The following is a 21,368-nucleotide window of genomic DNA, read 5'->3' on the forward strand; positions in this document are numbered from 1 at the left end:
ATCCGGGACGCAGTGCTGCTCGTGCTCCTGGTGGCGTTCCTCTTCACGCTCCCGTGGCTCGCGATCCTCTGGCTGCTGACCGCGGTCGCCATGGCGGTCGCGAGGCACGGGGGATCGCGAGCCACCGCCGTGATGGTCGGTGCGGGTGCCGTGGTCCTCGTGCTAGTGGTGGTTCCCGCGCTCGGCGTGAGCGGTGCGCTCGGGAGCCTGACCGGCGGGATCAGTCTGGGATCGTCGACGCTCGGCCTGCTCTTCGGGGCGGTGCTCGGTCTCGCGACGCTCGCCGTCCTGGCGGCGGACGAGTCGATCGTCGAGGACCTGATCCGGAGCCGGTTCCGGTCGGCGTTCGTGCCGGACGCCCGCCGCCTGCCGCCCGGCCGCGAGCGGCGGGTCCGGATGTGGGGCAGCGAGCTGTGGGGAACCGAGCTCGCACGCTTCGACACCGCGACGTCCGGCCCGCGCAGCGATGAGGCGCAGGTGATCGTCTACCGGAACCCGGAGCCCTTCGTGGGGTCCGGACCCGACGCGAGGGACGAGGTGCTCGCCCTGCCCCTCGAGCGGGACGAGGACGCGGACACCGAGCCCGAGCCGTTCACCGCAAGCGAGCTGCTCGACCACGTCAGCGCGAGCGTCGAGCAACTGCGCTCCTCCCCGCAGCTCTCCCCGGCCGGCCGGTTGGGTCGGCTCAGCGCGTACGAGATGGTGTTCGTCCACGCGGAACGGTTGCTGCGTGCCCGCAGTGCCCCCGCCGTCGACGGCATCCTCCCGAACCTCAGCCGCGCGCCCCGCGCCTCGATGCCGTCCGCCAGGACCCGGGTTCTGGCCGACCGGCCCGAGGAGATCGCGCGGCTCTACCGCTGCTTCCGGGTGGAGGCCTGGGGCCGGGACCTCACGACGTCATGCTTCTTCACCGTCGGCGCGGACGAGCAGATGCTCTACCTGGAACGGACCCACTGCGTCCTGCTACCGATCCAGGAACGGTTCCGCAGCATCGACCGGCCCGTGGACAGGTCGAGGTTCAGGCGGATGTTGGGCGTCCGGGCGGAGCTGCCGGCGTCGGTGCCCGTGCGGGCTGCCGACGTCCTGCACCGTTTCAAGTGATCGAGCAGCGGTCGGGCGAGGTCGTTCCCGCGAAGTACGGCGCGGGGAAGAGCCTGCGGGAGCTCGCGGCCTCGAACCGGCCACCGGAGTTCTTCCAGGAGGCAGACGCCCTCCGGTACATGCAGGTCGTCGAGCAGACGGTGTTCCGGGCCGTCACCGAGTTCCTGGCCGCCGAGGGCTACTCCGCGACGACGGTCCTCGACGTCGCCCGCGCCAAGGTCGACAACCACCACATCAACGTGCAAGGCGGTGACCTGCGCGGACGACCTTCGGCATCGGCCAGGTCACCCGCCGCAGCCCGGGTGAGGACGAACCGTCATGACCGAGAAGAAGTCCATCACGATCACCGGCCGGGACCTGCGGGACAGCACGTTCGGAATCGGGACCGTGACGTCGAACCGGGGCGCCGGGACCCCGACGACCCTCGCAGATCTTCGGACCGCCCCGGACGTCCACGCCGAGGGGATCATCGTCCTGGCCCCCACGGAGTCGGAGCAGGCCGCGATCAGGCACGAGATCGACGCGACGCGGCGCGAGCTCACCGCCGGGAAGCCGGACGCGCAGGCGGTCCGGTTTCCGCTGGAAGGCCGTCCTGGCGGTGCTCGGCGTCGCCCTGTCCGCGAACGCGGACGTCGCGCGGATCAGCCAGTTCGTGATCGACCTGTTCTCGTGAGCGCCTGCGCGGGATGCGCCGCCGAGATGCGGCCCGGCGCGCGGTTCTGTACCAGGTGCGGCACGCCGGCCGCGGTGGCGGAGCAGGCCCTGACCGGGCCGACGGTGACCGAGCCGCCGACGACCGGGCCGGTGTGGACGGCGCCGCCCCCGCCCCGTCGACCCGAGTGGTCGCAGCCCGGGGGAGCGCGTGGACGTGCCCCGGCGCGGTCGTCGGCCCGGGTCGTGGCGGCCGCGGTGGCTCTCACACACCGAGGGGCCGCAGGGAAACACCGTGGCGCGGTGAGGCCCGAAGAGCGGACCGTCGCGGTCACGGCCGAGGTGCAGATCAACGTTGTGGGCGCGGCACAGGCGGTTTCGGCCACGCTGTCGTCGTCCACGTAGGCCTCACGCTCGACGGATGGTGGCGTCGGCGTCGTGACCGCGCCGTCGCTCCACATCGGTCTGTCCATACGTGAGGGGGCGAGCACCGGGAGCCCTGCCGACACCCGGAACGGGATGGGCGGGACGGGGTGTCGGACCGGCGACCTCGTGAAGGAGGAGCAGGCCGGCCAGGTGTGGCAGGGGGTCGTCGAGAACTGCCGGCTCGACCTGCCCGCGGACCCAGGCCACGATCATGGCCGACGCGACCGTCGGGTCACTCCACGTACGGCCATGAACCCGCAGACGGTCACGGCCCGGCCGGCGCGGTCGGACGTCCTCGCGCTCCCGTCGTCGCCGACCGTGCGGATGATGGTCCTGGTCGTCGCGCTGGCGGTCTCGGCCCTCTTCGTCGGGAACTCGCTGCACAACGCGCTGCTCGGCGAGTCGCGGCGCCACCGAGCTCCTTCCGGTGGACCTCGCTTGCCAGGCACCGTCCGAGCGCAGGCGGGCCGGGATCGCCATCGGGACCGCGCTTCTCGTCCTCGCTCTGGCGGCAGTCGTGACGGTCGCGGTGCCGCTGTCGAAGATCCGCAGGCAGGGGCTCACGCCCGTCGACCAGCGATTCGCCGAGACGCTCCGGCGCGTCGCCGACCTGGCGAGCAGCGAAGGCGTCCGGCCGGCCACGGTGCTCGTCGGGAAGAGGGTGCTCGTCGGGAAGAGGGTGCCGTCGCCGTTCTGCCCGGTGCGCCCCGGCGCCTACCGGATCGCGATATCCCGCAAGCTCCTGGTGACGCCGGGGTCGCCGACGTTCACCGCGCTGATCCGGCACGAGCTCGCCCACCTGGCGCACCGCGACGTCACCCTGTCCCGGCTCGGCCGCACGCTCGGATGGGTCCTGTTCCCGCTGCCGGCACTACCGATGATCACAGCCGCTCGTCGCCTCCTGCTGTCCGCCCAGCTCAGAAAGGTTCAACTCGAACAGATGTTAGATAACATGGAGTGGTGACCGATCACTGGCACTCCACTCCCGAGGAGCTCCTCCTCGCGGCCGGTGCTGCTCAGCGGTCGATCAACACGATGTTCGCGGAGATGTTCGAGATCGTTGCGGAACTCGAGTCCCGCGGGATCGCGGAGGCGAGGGGTTTCCGGGACACGGCGGATCTGCTGGTCGCCACCCAGAACGTGTCGCTGTCCGCAGCGAGGTTCCGGAGCCAGGCCGCCGTTGCCACCGTGTCCACGCGGACGTTGCTGGGCGAGGCCGTACCGGCCGAGCTGTCCGCCGTCGCCGCCGCGCTTCAGGAAGCGGCCATCTCCGTCGAGCACGTCGCCGTCATCCAACGGACGCTGGCATCGCTGCCGCCGCACCTGGGGGCGCACCGGCCGGCGCTCGAGGCCGACCTGGTCGACTTCTCGCGCACCCTGGACCCGGACGCCGTCGCGAAGCTGGGCAAGAACGCGCTCGCGCTCCTGGACCCGGACGGACCGCGCCCGCGAGACGGCGCGCCGACGCGCACCCGGCTCACGTTCCGCCCGCGAGGCAACGGATTCGAGGCCAAGGGCTGGTTCGACCAGGAATCTGCCGCGATCGTCCGCACGGCGCTCTCCCCGCTGACCAGGCCGACCAGACCCACCTGCGAGTCCGAAGGCTGCTCGGTGGACTGCGAGGTCGCCGAACGGGACCAGCGATCCACGGCCGAACGGACCGGAGACGGGCTCGTCGAGCTTGCCCGGCGGGCGATGACCCAAGGCGCGCTCGGGGTCGAGGGCGGGATCCGGCCACAGGTCACGGTCACCGTGCCGCTGCAGGTCCTGCAGTCCGGGACCGGTGCCGGTCTGATCGGGTTCGGCCAGGGAACGCGGCAGGGGATCGTGTCGGCGGAGGACGCGCGGCGCTGGGCGTGCGATCCGGTGCTCGTGCCCGTGGTCCTCTGCGACACCACCGGTGAACCGCTGGCCGTGGGCCGCGAGAAGCGCCTGGCCACCCGTGGGATGCGCCGGGCACTGGCTCAGCGTGACGGCGGCTGCGCCTTCCCCGGCTGCGATGCGCCTCCGCAGTGGTGCGATGCGCACCACGTGACCCACTGGGCGGACGGAGGAACCACCGAGGTCGGCAATCTCGTGCTCCTGTGCGGCCGCCACCACCGGCTGGTCCACAAACAGGGCTGGACGATCACGATGGCCGGCGGGTTCCCGATATTCGAGCCGCCGTACTGGATACCGGGCGGACCACGCCGGAACATGATCCACCGACCGGACCTGGTCGGCGCGGCGCTCCTGGCGCGGGAACGACCACCACCTCAAGTGGTGGAGCTCGTCCTCGATTGACCCCCGGTGCCCTCAGGCGCGATGGGCGGCTCGCCACGCCTCGTGCACCTCGGGCCGGAGCCGGCCCCTGTCCGGCACCGGCATGCCCTTGTCCCGCGCCCAGGCCCGGACCTCTGCCGTCGACGGCTCCGGGTCCTTCGCGGGAAGCCCCATGCGGGACCTGGCGGCGCCCTCCTCGTCGGCCCAGGTCCGGGCCGCCGCGAGATAGCGGTAGGTCCACTCCTCGGCGAGTGCCCGCGTCTCGCAGAACACGATCGGGACCGACGGCCAGCGGACCTGCAGCTCGGCCAGCCCGTCCGCGATCAACGCCGGTCTCACGTGCTCGAAGGTGAAGACCTTCGAGTAGCGGTCCTCGACCACGACGGCCGCCCGCGGCAGCGCCGCCAGCTCGGTGAGTGCGAACCGCAGCCGGCCGCTCGTGACGCTCGAGGCGAGGTCGCCGAGCGACTTGCGCTCCACCGCGGCGACGACCTCGCCTCCGCTGGCCACGGCGTAGTCGCCTGCCGGCAGCGCCCGCCTGGTGGTGCTCACCTGCTGACCATTGAACTTGTACGGGTAGCGCTCGTGGGCGTCCACGATGATCTCGAGGTCGGCCAGCCCGGCCGCCCGTGCGGTCGGGACGCGGACGTCCGGCCGGGCCTGCTTGCGGGTGCGCGGGGACTGCCAGAAGACGGTCTCCCGGCCGCGGCTCCTGGTGAAGACGATCTGCGAGCGGTTCTCGCGTGACCGGTCCGCGACGACGTCGATCGCGGCGCCCCGACGCGTGCACGCCTTCAACGGGACGGACTCGACGATCTGCGGCTCGGCCGGCCACTCCGCGGCAGGAACGGGATGACAGTAGATCGCGTTCGTGCGGGGCCAGGTGTCCTTCGCGCGGAACACGAGGCCGTGCTCGCCGAGGGGGACGCGCAGCAGGTAGGGCAGGGAGCTGTCGGGGTCCGGGTTCCGGGCGATCAGCAGGTCCACGGCCGAAAGTGTGCCACCGGGAACCCCTGGACAGGGTCTTCGTTGTCCGGGAGAACGTTCGCCATCGAGAGGACACGCCATGTCTGCCCGCCGGTTCGGGATCGCCGCAGCACTGGGCGCCGCAGCGGCAGCCGTGGTGCTGCCCGACCGGTTGGGGCTCGACCACCGCGTCCCGTTCGTCATCGCTGTGGCGTTCCGACCGCACACCGTCGCCGGGACCGCGGCGCTGGCCGGTGTGCTCGCGGCCCGGAGGTCCTCGCGGCCCGCGGCGGTGGCGCTGGGCCTGGTGGCGGCGGCCGGTGCGTCGTCGCTGGTCTCTCGGGTGCTGTCCCGTCCGTCGGCGGCCGGGCCTGCGGAGCTGACGATCCTCTCGGCGAACGTGCTCAAAGGTCGCGCGGACACCGGCGAACTCGCGGCGGTGATCGCGCGGGAGCGGCCGGACCTCGTGGCCCTTCCCGAGGCGGGCGTGGACTTCCGGGACAAGCTGATGCCGCTGGTCGAGGCCCTGGGGTACCGGTCCTGGGTGTCCACGCCGCCCGGCGTCGCGGACATCCACGGGGTCACGCTGCTGGCATCGGAACGGGCCGGGGACCTCTGTGTGCGCAGCGGTTCGGAGATGGGGGTGAGACACCTCGAGGCCACGGGCGGCCTGCTCGGGGACCGGACCTTCTACGCCGTCCACGCCGCAGCCCCCGTGGACCCCGCCCGGGTTGCGCGCTGGTTGAGCGATCTGAGGCACGTCGCGCGGTGGACGCGGCACCCGGTGGCGCCGATCGTCGCCGGGGACTTCAACGCGACGCTGGACCATTCACGGATGCGGGCCGCCCTCGGGCGGTGCCGGAGCGCGGTGCTCGGGACGGGCAAGGGTCTTGTGGGGACGTTCCACTCGAGACTCCCGGCGTGGGCCGGGATCCAGATCGACCACGTGCTCGTCCCGCGGGACGCGGTGACGACGCGCTTCGAGGTGCTGGAGATCAGCGGAACGGATCACCGGGCGGTGCTGGTGGGGATCCGCCCGCCCCGCCGAGGGTGATTTCGCCACTGCATGACTCACGATTCATCAGAACTCGGCCCGACCCCGGGGCGGGTAACCGCTCTTGGTCGATGTGCCATCAGGTCATGACGACGCGAACAGACCGCGAATGCCCGCCATGCGCTCGACGACGCATCCGTGGCTGTTGCGGCGAACGGCCGAGAAGAACTGTATGCGTCGCTTTGTGGAATCCATCTGGCATATGGAGTAACGCCGACCACTGTCCAGTGGGCGCTTTCTGGGTCATTCGCCGGCTTTCACCCGGCCAGCGAGTCGGGCGGCCGGACGACCTCATTGCCTTTCATCGCTGTCGGCCCCCAGTCAGGTCAGCCGAGATGCCTGACCTCGTAGTTGCCGTATCTCTGGTTGCCATGCACGTCCGGAAACACTCCGGCCTGGACCGCCGCGGTGAGCGCGCCGAGGTAGTCCTGCACGCTGTTGTCCGGGTGGAACCCGAGGCGATCGGAGATCTTGTCGAAGGAGACCCGGTAGTTCCGGGGGTCGGTGTCCCCGTCCCGGTACTCGACCGTGGCACCCGGAACGTGCTTCTGCACCTCCTCCACGATCATCCTCTTCGTGAACTGTTGGTTGTTGTCGCCGACGTTGAACACCTCGCCCCGGACGGCCTCGGGCGCGGACCTCAGCAGCGTCATGACCGCCTTGGCGATGTCACGGATGTGACAGTACGGACGCCAGGTGTCGGCGTCGTAGACGAGCAGCTCGCGGCCCGAGGCCAGTTCCCAGGCGAACTGGGACACGGTGAGGTCGAAGCGCATCCTGGGCGAGAGCCCGTAGGCCGTGGCGATACGCAGAACGCTGGCATGGGTCTGCATCTGCGCGGCCCGGTCGAGAAGGTACCGCTCGACATCGATCTTCGTGCGGGCGTAGAGCGACTGCGGGTTGAGCTCGCTCTCCTCGTGCGCCAGGGACGCTGGATCATGGATCCCGTAGTTGCTGCACGTGGAAGTGAACACGAACCGCTGCACGGCGAGCGTGTCGAGGGTGTCGATGATGCGCTCGGCGGCATCGGCGTTGACCTGGCGAGCGAGTTCGGGGTACCTCTTGCACACCGGGTCGCCCACGAGCGACGCGAGCAACACGACGTCGTCGGCTCCGGAGGCGGCCTGGGTGAAGGTCACTCGGTCGCGCATGTCTCCGCGGTGGAAGGTGAGCCGCTCATTGTCGAGCAGGTGCGCCAGCGCGAAGCCGTTGTCGTAGATGAGCTGGTCGAGCACGCGCACGTACGCTCCGGCGTCGAGCAGCCGGGTCACCAGCACCGAGCCGACATAGCCTGCGCCGCCGACCACGAGCACCGTGCGCCCGGCGATCTCGTCGTTCACGTCGTTGTCTCCCCTCGAGGGTGTTCGTGCGAGCCGGCGGCGAGGGCCTGGTGCAACGACCGGACGACACGCTCGACGTCTGCGGTGCTCAACTGCGGGTGCAGGGGCAACGTCAGCTCGTCCCGGCAGAATCGTTCGGTGTGCGGGAGCGAGACCCCGCCCAGCGTGCGGAGGTAATAGTCGAACTGGTGGATCGGCGGATAGTGGACGCTCGTCTGCACGCGCGCCTCACGCATGTGTGCCATGACTGCGGGTCGGTCGGTGCCGGGGGGTAGGAGGGCGGGGAGGAGGTGCGCGGTCGTCGGATGGGTGCTGTCGAACGGCACCGTGACCTCGGGGAGCTCACGGGCCAGGGCCTGCCGGTAGGTCTCGGTGAGCGCGCGGCGACGGGCGTTCCAGCCCTCCAGGCGCTCGATCTGCACGAGTCCCATCGCCGCGCGGAGTTCGTCCATCCGGAAGTTGTGCCCGCACTCGACGACGTCGTACCCGACAGCACGGCCACGGTCACGGTCGAGCGTGCTGGCGGTCATTCCGTGCGCGCGTAACAGGCGCGCGCGCTCTCGACGCGCGTCGTCGCGGATGAGCATCATCCCGCCTTCGGCGGTGGTCATGTTCTTGTTGGTGAAGAAACTGAACGATGCGGCGTCACTGAGGACGCCCACCTGCTCTGCCATGCCTGCGGCGTGGGCGGCATCCTCGAACAGACACAGGCCGAACTCGTCGGCCAGCGCCCGCCAGCGCGGCATGTCCACGCGGTACCCGCCGTAGTGCATCACGATGACCGCGCGTGTTCGTTCCGTGATCCGGGTGCGAGCGTCGTCCACCGAGATGTGCGGGCGGTCCGACCCCTCGATATCGACGAACACCGGCGTCGCACCGGCGTGCACGACCACGCTCGCGGTGGCGACGAAGCTGAGCGAGGGCACGAGCACCTCGTCGCCCGGGCCGATGTCGAACGCGGCGAGGCTCAACTGCAGGGCGGCGGTCGCGGAATGTACGGCCACCGCGTCCGACGCACGGTGGACGCCCGCGAACGCCTGCTCGAACCGCCGCACGCGTTCGCCCATGGTGAGCCAGCCGGTGTCGATCACCTCGGCCAACGCCCGCTTCTCGGGTTCTCCGAGGACCGGGGCGCCCAGCTCGATCAGCGGGGGAGCGGTGACCGCACTCACCGGCGGTCCACCAGGGTGGCCGCGGCCTGCTCCTGTGCGCGGCGCAGGTCCTCGATGCGCCCGATGTCCGTCCAGCGCCCCTCGTGCTCGAAGACGTTGATCCGGGTTCCGCTGGCGAGCATCGACCGCATGAGCTGGTCGAAGCCGAACGGCGCGTTGGGCGGGATGTGGTCGAACACGTCCGGATCCATCAGGTAGATCCCGGTGCTCACCCAGAACTCCTCGGTCGGCTTCTCGCGGAAGCCGGTCGCCTGCCCGGCCGCGTGGTCGAGCACCCCATAGGCGATACCCACTGTCTGGCGGGTCACCACCACGGTCAACGGTGCCGGGTTGGGCTCGTAGGCGGCGAGCACGTCCTTCAGGGCGAGGTCGGTGGCGACGTCGGAGTTGGTGACGAAGAACGGGCCGTCCAGGCGATCCCGCAGCGGGCTCAGCGGACCGATGGTGCCCAACGGCTCGCTCTCCGTGATGTATTCGATCTCCATTCCCCAACGGCTACCGTCGCCGCAGTAGCTGCGGATCAAGGGGCCGAATTTGCTCACGGTGATCAGAACACTACTCACGCCCGCTGCGCTGAACTGATCGAGCAAACTGTCGATCACAGTTCCTTCGCCGATCGGCATGAGTGCCTTGGGTAGCACGGTCGAGTACGGCGCCAGGCGCGTACCGCGTCCTCCGGCTTGGATCACAGCCTTGAGCTCGCTCATTTATCCTCCGGTTCTTCCCTCAGATCGGCGTTCAGACGCGATAGCCTTCCACTCGATGGGGGAGGCTCGCTTGTTACGCCCCGAACCGGGCATCGCGAATTCGCGAGTTCCGGGCCTCCCGGGCTTGTCGTGATCTTTTGGAGATCCGGAGCGTCTGCATTTTGTCCGACTAGCCGTTGAGTAGCGGATCGCTGACTGCTTGTCATCAGGGGGCTACAGTGATCGACACACAGGCCGGCCGCTGCCGGTTCCACTCGGGAACGCTCCCCTGTCGACGAGGAACGGATCATGCCGGAAAGCGGCCGAAGCCCTGATCGCGGTCGCTCGGCCCAGTCCCACGCTGCCATCATGGACGCGGCCGCGGCCATCTTCGCGGAGAGTGGCTATCACCAGCTCACGATGGAGGGGGTGGCCGCACGGGCCGGAGTCGGCAAGACCACCGTGTACCGATGGTGGCCCACGAAGCTGGACCTGCTCATCGACGTCATCGGAACCGCGCTCGAAGCAGGCAATCGGCAGCCGATGGAACTGGCCGGTGACTCCGCAGTGGTCATCCGCGAGCTCATCCGTCGCATGAGCGAGATCATCGCCTCTCCTGTCGGCCGGATGATCACCACAGTGGCCGGTGAGCTCGTCGGTGACCCCGAAGCCCGTCAGCGGTTCGAGGCGGTGATCGGGCCGTTCCGCGCGGTTGCGACTTCGGTCATCTACTACGTGATCGGTCGTGGGGACCTGCCGCACGACCTGGACGCGCAGGTCCTGCTCGACCTCATCATCGGCACGCTGTTCGGCCGAGCCGTCACCGGTCGCCCGCCGAACGCCGATTTCGTGACCCAGGTCGTCGACCTCGTCATGGAGGGGCGGCTTCCCCGCGTGCGGCCCTGACGCTCTCGGCCGCTCCTAGCGCTCCCACACGTCACCTCCGGGCTGCGTCGCGTCCGCCGCCCGTCGAGGTGCGGGGCCGCCGGTTGTCCCCGCGCCGGCGATACGCCGCGTTTCACGAGCAGGTGTGCTCGTAAAAGCAGAAGTAGTAAATGACACGCCCGAATGCCTGCTCGTTATGAGCAAACGGGCTAGTCGAGTCAAGAGTTATCAACTTTGCGTATCCAAGATGACCCGAATGGACTAGTCCTCGACGAAACGTAGCGTTCCGGACTTGCGAGCTTGCTAGTGCCCACGGCCCCGATACCGAGGAGCCCACGGGTGGAAAGGGATGTAGCCAGCCAACGGGAGCCTTTGATCATGACCACAGTGCTCGACCAGGAGTCCACGGAGCCCGGACCTGTCGGTCCGGCTGCGCAGTATGAGGCCGCCGCAAAGCGGTGGCCGACCATCGGCAGTGTCTCGATCGTCATTCCGGCTCTCAACGAGGAGGAGAACCTCGGTCCGGTGATGGCGACCATTCCGTACGACGAGCTGGCGGCCGCAGGTTGTGACCTGGAGGTCATCGTGATCGACAACGCCTCCACCGACGCGACCGCGGAGGTCGCCGTAGGGCTCGGAGCCACTGTGTACCTGCAGCCGGCCCGCGGTTACGGCAACGCCTACCACACCGGATTCGCGGTGGCCCGTGGCGATGTGATCGCGACCGGCGATGCGGACTGCACCTACCCGTTCGACGCCCTGCCCGGACTTCTCGACCACATGCACGCCGGCAAGGTCGACTTCCTGTCCACCAACCGGCTGAACAAAGCGAACCGGGCCGCCATGCGCTGGTCGCACCTCGTGGCCAACCATGTCCTGACGGCGGCCAACCGTGGTGTCTTCAGCGCACCGTTCGCGGACTCGCAGTCGGGGATGTGGGTCTTCCGGAGGGAGATCTGGCGGCATCTCGACGTCCGGTCGGGCGGCATGGCGTTCTCCCAGGAGATCAAGAACGAGGCCTACGTGAAGGGCTTCCGCTGCGACGAGGTTCCGATCGAGTACCGGCGCCGGGGTGGAGAGGTCAAGCTGAACGCGTTGCGGGACGGGACGATCAACGTCTCCCAGCTCGCGGGGCATCGGTTCCGCGCCCGGCGCACGCAGGTGGCGCTCCGGAGGCTGGCCGAGCCGATGGCGAGCCTTGCGCTCCCGCGCCCCCACGGGATCGACGTGCCGGTGCAGGCCGGCCTGTCGTGATCGACACCGAGCCGACCGGCGGGACCCGCCCCGAGACGCCACTCCGGCGGCGGACACAGGGCAGGCTGTCGATCGCCGTCGTCGCCGTGGCCCTCGCCCTCGGTCTCGCCTCCTGGGTCTCGCCGACGGTTCGTCACCAACTCGGCCTCTCCTTCACCGCGGAGCCGTCGCGGTACACCGAGCTGTACTTCCTTGCCGGCCGGCCTCCCGTCTTCGTCCGGGAGCTGGGCGGGGTGGCGCAGGTCGGCGTCGACTTCGTGGTTGCCCACGACGGTACGAGCGCCAGTTCCTACACCTACCGTGTAGAGGTGCGGGGCCCCGGAGAACGGCCGCTGAACGACCAGGTCGGGACGGTCACGGTCGAGGCGGGTATGCCGCGTGCTGTTCATGTGGTGCTCGACCTTCCCGGCTCGGACAAATGGGAGTCGGTCCGGGTGAGCCTCGTCGGCCGCACCGAGTCCATCCACTACACCGCCCCGGACACCGGGGCCGGGCCCTCGTGAAGGCGACACGGCCGGCGCTCCGGAACGCCCGTCTGGTCGCGCACGTGGCGCCCTTCTACCCACCCCGGCTCGGGGGGCTCGAACGGGTCGCCCAGGCACTGGCCGAGTTGCTGGCCGGCCAGCACGAGGTCGAGGTCGTCACTACCCGGCGGGGCGGGGACGACGTCGCCGCGAGGGAGCGGGTCAACGGCGTTCGGGTTCGACGTTTCCGGGCCCGCGAGGTCGCCCACACGCCGTTGTCACCGGGCATGGCCGTGCGGCTGCTGACCCTGCCCCGCGGCACGGTCGTGCACGCACACGTAGCGCAGGCGTTCGTTCCGGAGACCGTGTGGGCCACCTCGCTCCTGCGCCGGCGCCCGTACATCATCCACTTCCACCTGGACGTGGATCCGTCCGGCCCGCTCGGCTTCCTGCTGTCCGCCTACAAGAGCGCCGTCCTCGGCCCCGTGCTGCGACGCGCGGCCGCGATCATCGCGCTGTCGCCGGTGCAGGCGGCGTTCTTGGCTGCTCGGTACGGCGTGTCCCCGAACCGGATCACGGTCGTCCCCAACGGCGTGGACGAGGCCTTCTTCGGCCTCCGCGAACGCATCGCCCCGCGCTCGCCGGACCAGCCGCTGCGTCTGCTGTTCGTGGGCAGGCTGGACGCGCAGAAGAACGTGGTCCGGCTGCTGGACGCCGTGAGCCAGGCGTCGGCGCCGATAGAGCTGGTGGTGGTGGGCGACGGCGAGCACCGCGCGCTCGCCGAGCAGCGGCGGACCGCCCTGGGCCTGACGAACGTGCGCTTCGCCGGCGCTCAGGTCGGGGATGCGCTGCTGGCCTGGTACCGGTGGGCGCACGCGTTCGTGCTGTCGTCGGACAAAGAGGGGATGCCCCTCGTGCTGCTCGAGGCCATGGCCTCGGGTCTGCCCGTCATCGCGACCGACGTACCGGGCACGCGCGAGCTCGTCGCCGGCGTCGGCCTGCTCGCTGTCCCGAGCGCCCCCGGACTCGCGGCCGCTATCGATCGTGTGGCAACCGATCCGCTGCTGTGTGCGCAGTTGGCGGAGCGAAGCGCCCGGTGCGGTTCGAGCCATTCGTGGACGGCCAGGATCGGGGAGCTGGAACGTCTCTACGAGCAGGTGGTTCCGACACCATGACAGCTCTGATCGACCGCGACGCCGACGAGCACGATGCCGCGCCTGCGCCGCGCCCGACCCGCTCCCGGCCCGGGATCGTGCTCGCCGCTCTCGCGGTGGCCGCGACCGTTCTGGTGGTCGTCGACAGCCAGCTGCCCGTCGTGCGGGCGGTGGCCGGTCTGCTCCTGCTCGTCGTCCTGCCGACCTACCTGCTGCTGGTCAAGAAGGACTGGTCGCGCGCCTGCGGCTACGAGGCGGTCGTGTGCTGCTTCGCGGTCGTGCTGCTCGGGGTCATCGCCGGCGGCCTGGCGATGAATGAGCTCCTGCCGCTGGTCGGGGTGCGCCGTCCGCTGGACCGGCTCCCCGTGCTCGTCGGGACCGACATCGCGCTCGTGGGACTCGCCCTGTGGCGCCCACGGCGGTGGCGGCACGAACCCGCCGTGCGTCACCGGATCATCCGGACCGTGCGTCGTCTCAATGAGCTGGACCGGCTGCTCATGCTGGCCGGGCTCGTGATCGTCCTTCTTGCGGTGACGGGGGCGATACGGCTCAACAACGGCGCGGGCGCGACCGTCACCGTGGTGATGCTCTGTCTGGCCGGCCTCCTCGTCATCGCGATGATCAAGTGGCGGTTCCGGCTACGGCCGGCCACCGTCGTCGTGGTCATCTACCTGCTCGCCCTCGCGCTGCTGCTGATGACCTCGCTGCGGGGCTGGGGGATCACCGGTCACGACATCCAGGTCGAGTTCTACGTCTTCCAGTTGACCCATGACAACGGACTCTGGGACATCGCTGCCTTCCCGGACGCCTACAACGCGTGCCTGAGCATCACGATCCTGCCGGCGATCGTCTCCGAGATCACGGGCGTCCCGGGCGCCGCGGTGTTCAAGGTTCTGATCCAGCTGGCCTTCGCGCTCTGCCCCGTGATCGTCTATCTCATCGCCCGGCGGGCCGGGTCGGTCCTGATCGGGATGCTTGCGGCCGTCTACTTCATCGCCTTCCCGACCTTCTTCACCGACATGCCGTACCTGGTCCGGCAGGAGACGGCGTTCCTCTTCCTGGGGACGATCCTGCTGGTCGCCACAAACCGGCGGTGGGCGGTGCAGCGACGCCAAGTGTGGGTCGGGGTCCTGTCGGTCGGCCTGGTCCTGTCGCACTACTCGACGACCTACGTGTTCATCGGGCTGCTCGCCGCCGCCCTGCTGACCCGCGGACTCGCCCGAGGCGGGAGGTGGCTGCGCCTTCGGCGGCGGGCCGTCGCGACCGGGGCCCGCCCCGCTGCGGCACTCGGCGCGGTCAACATCGCGCTCCTGATAGTCATGGCCGCGATCTGGACGGGGCCCATCACCCACACCGGCGGCCAGGTCGAACGCACGGCATCTCAGCTGGCCGACGCGCTGTTCGGGTCGGGAGACGCAGCGAGGTCGTCGGATGTGTCCTACAACCTGTTCTCCGGCTTGCTGTCGAGCGATCGGCCCAGCCCCGAGCAGCGTCTGCAGGAGTACGCCGACTCCGTCGCCGCCGAGACCGCCCGCCCCCGCGCGGAGGGCGACTACTACCCGCTGGCGACCCTGCAGCAGTACCCGGCCAGCTATGTCTCGACCCCCACGCTCCTGCCGCTCACGGTGGCGGGACGCGCGCTGGATGCCGTCGGGGTGGACGTGACCGCGGTCAACACGATCATGCGGCAGAGCGCGGCGAAGCTGTTGCAGCTCTTCGTCGCCCTCGGTGTGCTGCTGGTCCTGCTGGGCCGGGCCCGTCGGCTGCGCGCCAGCCCGGAGATGCTCCACCTCGCGATCGGCGCGGGACTCGTGGTGGCGTTGCAGGTCCTGCTCCCGGGGCTCTCGGTCGACTACGGGGTACTGAGGGCGTTCCAGCAGGCGATGTTCGTGCTCGGGCCGTTCCTCGCTGTCGGCAGCGTCGGGATGTTCGGCTGGCTGGGGCCGCGGCGGTCCGTGGTGGCCGCCGGCGGCGTCGTGATCGCGTTCTTCCTGTCTCTGACCGGCGCCATCCCCCAGGTCCTGGGCGGCTACCCGGCACAGCTGCACCTGAGCAACTCCGGACAGTACTTCGACCTCTACTACCCCCACCCCGAGGAGGAAGCGGCAGCGGTCTGGCTGCAGGCGCAGGTGCTCGCCGAAGGCCGGGGCACGATCCAGACCATCGTCCCCGACCGGTTCATCTACGGCCTGAGCCCGACGATCGTGGCCACCCAGTCCATCTTCCCCATCGCGATCCGACGGGACGCCTATGTCCTGCTCGGCGCCGCGACGACCGGCAAGCACCAGTCGACGGTGGCCTACGGAGGGGACCTGCTGGCCTACAGCTACCCGATCGCCTTCCTGGACGGGGCGAAGAACCTGGTGTACAGCAACGGGACGGCGGTGGTATACCGATGACCCGCCCCCGAGCCGGGCGCCCCGCACCCGAGCAGCCCACCCGAGCCGGCTGTCTACGTGCCGCGTGCGAGACCGTCGCCCTCTTCGGGCTCCTCGGGTGGCTCTACGTCGGGGTCGTTGCGGCGGCAGACATCGAGAGGCTCGACGAGCGGTTGATCCACGCGGTTCCGCTACGCATCGACACAGCGGGCGCGATCTGTTTCATCCTGTCGGTCGCGGCCTTCCTCGTGCTCGACACGCGTCGTGATCGCTGCAGATGGAGCTCGCCGCTCCGTCGAGGAGGTCGGCGATGAGCACACAGGCCCCGCCGGTGGGCATCACCCGCGTGCTGCTGGTCAGCCACTACTTCCCGCCACACCTCGGGGGAATCGAGAACGTCGTGGCGGCGGAGGCGGCGCACCTCACCGGGGCCGGGTACCACGTCACAGTGCTGAGCACCGCCGTCGGCGCCGAATGGGGCGTGCACCGCGCTGCGGAGGGCTACCGGGTCGTGCGGGTGCCGACGTGGAACGGCATCGAGCAGCGAACCGGGGTGCCGTTCCCGGTGATCTCGCCTCGGAGCCTGGCGATCGCCGCGGCACTCATCCGTGACGCGAGCATCGTGCACTGCCACGACGTCCTCTACATGACCACATGGTTCGCGTCCCTCATGGCGAGATGCGCGGGCAAGCCCGTCGTCCTGACCCAGCACGTCGCGATCATCGAGCATCCCCGACGCGTCGTCCGGCTCACGCAGCGCCTGGTCTACCGAGTCATCGGAGCCGCCGTCGCGCGTTCGGCGGCGCGCATCTTCGTCGTCAACGAGCGGGTAGCGCTGTTCCTGCGCCGGCTCGGTGCCGATGCGGAGACGATCGAGCTGCTTCCCAACGGTACGGACCTCGACCGGTTCCATCCCTCGGCCACTGCCGACAAACGGCGGTCACGCCGCGAGCTCGGCCTACCCGAAGACGGCCTGCTGGCCCTGTTCGTCGGCCGCTTCGTCCCGAAGAAGGGCTTCGACAAGGTCCTCCTGGCGGCCGGTGAGGGTTACCGCCTGGTCCTGGTGGGAGGACCGCCCCCACCCGGGGCCGGCGACCACCCCGACGTCACGTTCGTCGGGTCGAAGACCCCCGACGAACTGGCCGAGATCTACCGGGCCTGCGACCTCTTCGTCCTGCCCTCGGAAGGCGAGGGGTTTCCCTTGGCCGTGCAGGAGGCCATGGCATGCGGGCTTCCCGTGATCACCACGGACGACCCCGGCTACGGGATCTACGAGCTGGACCGGGAGCGGGTCGCTTTCATCGAACCGACGGTTCCCGCCCTGCGCTCCGCACTGCGCCGGGTCGCCCGCGACGACGTCCTGCGCGCTCGGATGGCCCACTACTCCGCCGTCACCGCGGCGCGCCGGTTCTCCTGGTCGCAGCACCTGCAGGGCTTGGAGCGCGCCTATGGACAGGCGGCGAACGGGACGGGGCCGCGGCCTCCCGCGGAGGCGGTACGCGATGCCGGCCTCTGAACCACCGGCCACCTCGGCCACCGTGGCCGCTCCGCTGCGGTTGCGGCTGATGTACGCGGTCCTTCGGGCAGTGTTCGGTTACGGCTTGCTGGTGTGGGTCTACCTCGCGGTGAACTCGCTGTCCCACCCCGAGACGGTCGGACAGCAGGTGACCCACTTCCTGCCCTGGCCGACCGAAGGCCAGACCGCCCTCGGGTGTTTCGTCCTGTCGGCCGCGTCCTTCTTCCTGCTGCGGGTCCGCTCGCACCGTCCCCGCTGGGAAGGCTGAAATGGGAGTCATCAACATCGTCGTCGACGCAGGCCGGGACCCGAAGGCGGCCGTCGGACGCATTCGCCGCGACCCGCTGGCCCGGAACTCGTTCTTCCTGATGGCGACCACGGTCCTGACCGGGGGACTCGGCTTCCTGTTCTGGCTGATCGTGGCGCACCTCTACCAGGTCGAGGCGGTGGGCCGAGCGACCTCGCTCCTGTCCGCCCTGTCACTGCTCTCGTATCTGAGCCTGCTGGGCATGGGGGGCAGCCTGGTCCGCCATCTCCCCACCACGCGTGAGCGTCCCGAACACGTCAGCTCCGCGCTGATCACCGTGGGGGCGGCGGGTCTGGTGGTGGCACTGGTCTTCGCGATCGTGGTGCGTTTCACCACCCCGGATCTGGCCTTCGTCAGCGACTCTCCACTCCAACTCGCGATCTTCGTGGTCCTCGCCGCGTGCGCCGCGCTCAACCTGCTGTCGAACTCGGTGTTCATCGCGTTGCGAGCAGCGCGATACAACCTGCTGGTCAACGGTGTGCTGATGGGGCTCGCCAAGATCGCGCTGCCGTTCCTGTTCGTCTGGGGGGGTGCGATGGGCATCTACGCGGCGAGCGGCCTCGCCTCGCTCCTCGCCGCCTGCGCCAGCGTGCGCTTGATCTCGGCCAAGCTCAGGATCCGGATCCGGTGGGCGGACTTCCGCCTCGGGGTCATCCGGCGCACCTTCCGCTACTCGGCGCCCTACTACGCCGTCAACTGCCTCAACCTGGTGCCCCTGCTGATCATCCCGATCCTCGTCCTCGATCGGCTCGGGCCCACCGTGGCGGCCGGTTACTTCATGGCGTTCCAGATCGCCACCGTCATCAACTCGGTGTCGTTCGCGGTGGGCGAGACGCTGTTCGCCGAAGGCGCGCACCAACAGGAGCACATCGGGGCGCTGATGCGGCGCTCGGCCGCGATCATTGCTGCGGTCACCGGGCCCGCCGTCCTGATCGTCGTGCTGCTCGCGGGTCCGGTGCTCGCCATCTTCGGGCCCGAGTACGTCTCGATCGCCCGCGGCACGCTGGTCGTGCTCGCCGTGTCCTCGTTCGCCGTGGCGTTCCACGTATGGACCGGCTTCCTCCTCAAGATGGTCGACCAGCTCGCCGCGGCGGTGTGGGTCGAGGTCGTCTTTGCAGTGGCGACCACGGTCCTCGCGGTCCGCGCCGCGCCGCACGGTCCGGTGTGGATCGGGGCCGCGTGGGGGGTGGGCAACCTCGTCGCCGCCGCCGTGGCGGCAGTGGCATTCCTCGTGTCCCGGCGAGCACGAAGTGCCGTGGTCCGCCGTGCCGCAGCGGTGCCGTCGGAAGACGACCTGTGAGCGCGGCCGTGGCGCGCCCGCGAAACGATCGAGACGGCAGGAGAGCGGGATGAAGATCTGTCACATCATCAACATCGGTTTCGAGGCCGGCGGCGCCGAGAAGGTCGTGCGGCTGGTGACCGACGGACTGCGCGACCGGGGCCACCAGGTCAACGTCATCGCCACGGACCACCGGTTGGCCGGGCAGCGGTCCTTCGCGGACGTCGTCGTGCCGGAGGTCCGCGGCAACGCGCCCGTGCGCATCGCTCGCTTCTTCTGGCACCAGGAGGGCTACCGCCAGGTCAAGGAGGCCGTGGCACGGATACGACCGGACGTCGTACACCTCCACACGATCGGACTGTTCAGCCCGTCGGTACTCAGCGCGACCGGCGGGTTCCCCAGGGTGCTGACGGTTCACGGGCCCGAGGACTGGACGCTCGAGCTGCTGTCGTGGAACCTGCCCAGTCGCAGCAGCGGGTCGGGCAGGCTGAGCGTGCCCGACACAGCGCGGTACGCCTACCTGCGGTTCCTTCAACGCCCGGCATACCTCGCACGGCTCCGCGGCATCGACCGCGTGCTCACGCCGAGTGCCTACTTCGCCCGGTCGGTCGGTCGCGATGTACCGACGGTTCCCACGCACGTGCTGCCCAACGGTATCGAACTTCCCGCCAGCAGCCCCGTGCCCGACACGTCCCGCCTCCTCTACGTCGGACGACTCGAGACGGTCAAGGGCCCGGACGTCCTCGTCGACGCCTTCGCCTCGGTAGTGCGGACGAATCCGCGCGCGCAGCTCACCCTGATCGGCCGAGGACCGTTCCAAAGCCGGCTCGAGGAACAGGTGGCGCGCCTCGGACTCAGCGACAACGTCAGTGTCACCGGCTATGTCAGCGACGAGGAGAAGCTGGCGGCCTACCACCGTTCGACGGCCGTCGTGATTCCGTCGGTCGGGCCGGAGAACTTCCCCACCGTCGCCCTGGAGGCGCTCGGCGTGGGGCGCCCGCTGATCGCCTCGCGGATGGGAGGGCTACCCGAGCTGGTGGCTCCCGGCGAGAACGGTTTCCTCGTCGAGCCGGGGGACCCGGCCGCGCTGGCCCGGGCCATGAGCCGGGTCCTCGACGACACCGAGCTGGCCGCGCGCATGGGGGCGCGCTCGCGAGAGCTGGCCGAGAACTACTCGATGGACCTCTTCCTGGAGCGTCTGGAGACGCACTACCGGGAGGTGACCTCCGCACGGCAGGAGGCCGGGCCGCTCGCCACCGGCGCCGGGACGCGGGCGTGACCCGCCGCACCGTCGCAGTAGTCACGCCCTTCTACCCGCCGCGAGTGGGTGGAGTCGAGCGCTACGCCGAACGCATAGCGAGCGAGCTCCGGGACAGCCCTGACCTCCGACCGGTCGTCATCACCTCTGCGCCGGGCCGGCGCGGGGAGGTGCAGATCCGTGACGGCGTGGAGGTCGTGCGGCTTCCGCGCCTGGTCACCGTGTCCAACACCCCGATGAACCCGCTGTGGCTCCTCCAGCTGCACCGCGTGCTGCGGCGTCATCGGGTCGAGCTGGTCAACACGCACGCACCCGTCCCGTTCCTCGCGGACCTCGCTGCGCTCGTTGCGGGGCGACGGCCACTGGTGGCGACCTACCACTCCGGGTCGATGGTGAAGCACTCCGGCGCTCTCGATCCGCTCATCCGCCTCTACGAGGCACATCTGCTCACCAGGACGTTCCGCCGCGCGGACAACGTCGTCGCCGTGTCGCGAACCGCGCTGGGACACGACGTCCCCGGGGCACGCGTCATCACCCCCGGCGTGGACACCGACACCTTCACGCCGGCACGGCAGCCCTGGGGGACGACGCTGCTCTACGTGGGACGCATCGAGCGCGCCTCCGCGTGGAAGGGCATCGACGTGCTGCTTCGAGCCTTCGCGCTCGTCGTGGCACAGGAACCGCGGGCTCGCCTGCGGCTGGTCGGCTCGGGCGACGCGGTCGAGGACCAGCGCGCACTCGCCCGCTCGCTGGGAATCGCCGACCGGGTCGAGTTCACCGGCACCCTCGCCACGAAGGACCTGGTCGGGGCCTACCAGCACGCCAGGGCGCTGGTGCTGCCCTCCCTCACCGAGTCCGAGTCGTTCGGGATGACCCTCGTCGAGGCCATGGCGTGTGGACGCCCGGTCGTCGGCTCCGACATCGGCGGTATTCCGACAGTCGTCGACGACGGCGATACCGGGCTTCTGGTCCCGCCCGGTGACGTCAGCGCCCTCGCCCGGGCCTGCCTGCGGGTGCTCGGCGATGACGAGCTGTGCGCGCAGCTGGGTGCGGCAGGACGGCGCCGGGCGGAGACGACCTATGCGTGGCCGGCTCTCACCGACGACTACCTGACGCTGTTCCGCTCGTTATTGGGCCCCGAGCGACCGCCGTCGCCCGGGGCACGGCGGACGGCAGGAGCCGGTCAGGAACCGTAACTCGGGTGAGGTGGCCGGC

18 protein-coding genes are annotated in these 21,368 nt (G+C 70.0%); 14 read left to right on the forward strand and 4 right to left on the reverse strand.

Annotation, left to right across the window (positions count from 1 at the left end; translation table 11 throughout):
- The 3 genes from JWP64_RS30970 to JWP64_RS30980 form a co-directional block, all read left to right on the forward strand.
- A partial coding sequence (locus tag JWP64_RS30970) for a hypothetical protein (RefSeq protein WP_297504129.1) occupies positions 1-1,101 on the forward strand: 1,101 nt, incomplete at its 5' end.
- Positions 1,102-2,605: 1,504 nt separating this feature from the next.
- Positions 2,606-3,142: a hypothetical protein gene (locus JWP64_RS30975; RefSeq protein ID WP_297504132.1), complete on the forward strand. Its 537-nt coding sequence runs from the start codon at positions 2,606-2,608 to the stop codon at positions 3,140-3,142.
- Positions 3,139-4,461, forward strand: coding sequence for an HNH endonuclease signature motif containing protein (locus JWP64_RS30980; protein WP_297504135.1), 1,323 nt, complete (start codon positions 3,139-3,141; stop codon positions 4,459-4,461). The genes JWP64_RS30975 and JWP64_RS30980 overlap by 4 nt, the downstream gene beginning before the upstream one ends.
- 12 nt (positions 4,462-4,473) lie before the next feature.
- On the opposite strand, the gene JWP64_RS30985 is transcribed toward JWP64_RS30980, so the two are convergent.
- Positions 4,474-5,427 (reverse strand): histone-like nucleoid-structuring protein Lsr2, encoded by a 954-nt coding sequence (locus JWP64_RS30985; protein WP_297504138.1) that lies wholly within the window; start codon positions 5,425-5,427, stop codon positions 4,474-4,476.
- 79 nt (positions 5,428-5,506) lie between these two features.
- On the opposite strand from JWP64_RS30985, the gene JWP64_RS30990 reads away from it, so the two are divergent.
- A complete protein-coding gene (locus tag JWP64_RS30990; protein WP_297504141.1) occupies positions 5,507-6,460 on the forward strand; it encodes an endonuclease/exonuclease/phosphatase family protein in 954 nt (317 codons plus the stop codon).
- Between the two features lie 326 nt (positions 6,461-6,786).
- Here the strand turns inward: JWP64_RS30990 and JWP64_RS30995 are convergent, their stop codons facing one another.
- Genes JWP64_RS30995 through JWP64_RS31005 form a run of 3 tightly spaced genes read right to left on the reverse strand, consistent with a single transcriptional unit; the run spans position 6,787 to position 9,679 of the window.
- Positions 6,787-7,800, reverse strand: coding sequence for an NAD(P)-dependent oxidoreductase (locus tag JWP64_RS30995; RefSeq protein WP_297504144.1), 1,014 nt, complete (start codon positions 7,798-7,800; stop codon positions 6,787-6,789).
- On the reverse strand, positions 7,797-8,972 hold the full coding sequence (locus JWP64_RS31000; protein ID WP_297504147.1) for a DegT/DnrJ/EryC1/StrS aminotransferase family protein: 1,176 nt from the start codon (positions 8,970-8,972) through the stop codon (positions 7,797-7,799). The genes JWP64_RS30995 and JWP64_RS31000 overlap by 4 nt, the downstream gene beginning before the upstream one ends.
- On the reverse strand, positions 8,969-9,679 hold the full coding sequence (locus JWP64_RS31005) for a sugar phosphate nucleotidyltransferase (protein ID WP_297504150.1): 711 nt from the start codon (positions 9,677-9,679) through the stop codon (positions 8,969-8,971). Before JWP64_RS31005 ends, JWP64_RS31000 begins: the two co-directional genes overlap by 4 nt.
- Positions 9,680-10,027: 348 nt before the next feature.
- Here JWP64_RS31005 and JWP64_RS31010 point away from each other — a divergent pair, with 348 nt between their 5' ends.
- The 10 genes from JWP64_RS31010 (at position 10,028) to JWP64_RS31055 (ending at position 21,349) form a co-directional block, all read left to right on the forward strand.
- Positions 10,028-10,564, forward strand: a complete 537-nt coding sequence (locus JWP64_RS31010) for a TetR/AcrR family transcriptional regulator (protein WP_297504154.1) — start codon at positions 10,028-10,030, stop codon at positions 10,562-10,564.
- Between the two features lie 357 nt (positions 10,565-10,921).
- Positions 10,922-11,797 carry a glycosyltransferase family 2 protein gene (locus tag JWP64_RS31015; protein WP_297504156.1) on the forward strand — a complete coding sequence of 292 codons (876 nt, stop codon included), beginning with the start codon at positions 10,922-10,924 and terminating at the stop codon, positions 11,795-11,797.
- Positions 11,794-12,300, forward strand: coding sequence for a hypothetical protein (locus JWP64_RS31020; RefSeq protein WP_297504158.1), 507 nt, complete (start codon positions 11,794-11,796; stop codon positions 12,298-12,300). Before JWP64_RS31015 ends, JWP64_RS31020 begins: the two co-directional genes overlap by 4 nt.
- Positions 12,301-12,344: 44 nt before the next feature.
- Positions 12,345-13,436, forward strand: a complete 1,092-nt coding sequence (locus tag JWP64_RS31025) for a glycosyltransferase family 4 protein (protein ID WP_297504159.1) — start codon at positions 12,345-12,347, stop codon at positions 13,434-13,436.
- The gene (locus JWP64_RS31030; RefSeq protein WP_297504161.1) at positions 13,433-15,814 is read left to right on the forward strand and encodes a DUF2206 domain-containing protein; all 2,382 of its coding nucleotides are present in this window, start codon (positions 13,433-13,435) and stop codon (positions 15,812-15,814) included. Before JWP64_RS31025 ends, JWP64_RS31030 begins: the two co-directional genes overlap by 4 nt.
- A gap of 289 nt (positions 15,815-16,103) precedes the next feature.
- Positions 16,104-17,309 (forward strand): glycosyltransferase family 4 protein, encoded by a 1,206-nt coding sequence (locus JWP64_RS31035; RefSeq protein WP_297504163.1) that lies wholly within the window; start codon positions 16,104-16,106, stop codon positions 17,307-17,309.
- A gap of 22 nt (positions 17,310-17,331) precedes the next feature.
- Positions 17,332-17,577 (forward strand): hypothetical protein, encoded by a 246-nt coding sequence (locus JWP64_RS31040; protein WP_297504164.1) that lies wholly within the window; start codon positions 17,332-17,334, stop codon positions 17,575-17,577.
- Position 17,578: 1 nt separating this feature from the next.
- Complete coding sequence (locus JWP64_RS31045; RefSeq protein WP_297504166.1) at positions 17,579-18,916, forward strand: lipopolysaccharide biosynthesis protein; 1,338 nt, start codon at positions 17,579-17,581, stop codon at positions 18,914-18,916.
- Positions 18,917-18,965: 49 nt separating this feature from the next.
- Entirely contained in the window at positions 18,966-20,174 is a 1,209-nt protein-coding gene (locus JWP64_RS31050; protein WP_297504168.1) for a glycosyltransferase family 4 protein, read from the forward strand.
- Positions 20,171-21,349 (forward strand): glycosyltransferase family 4 protein, encoded by a 1,179-nt coding sequence (locus tag JWP64_RS31055; RefSeq protein WP_297504170.1) that lies wholly within the window; start codon positions 20,171-20,173, stop codon positions 21,347-21,349. The genes JWP64_RS31050 and JWP64_RS31055 overlap by 4 nt, the downstream gene beginning before the upstream one ends.
- The last annotated feature ends 19 nt before the right edge of the window (positions 21,350-21,368 follow it).

This window comes from Pseudonocardia sp. (genome assembly GCF_025465255.1).
Classification (GTDB): Bacteria; Actinomycetota; Actinomycetes; order Mycobacteriales; family Pseudonocardiaceae; genus Pseudonocardia.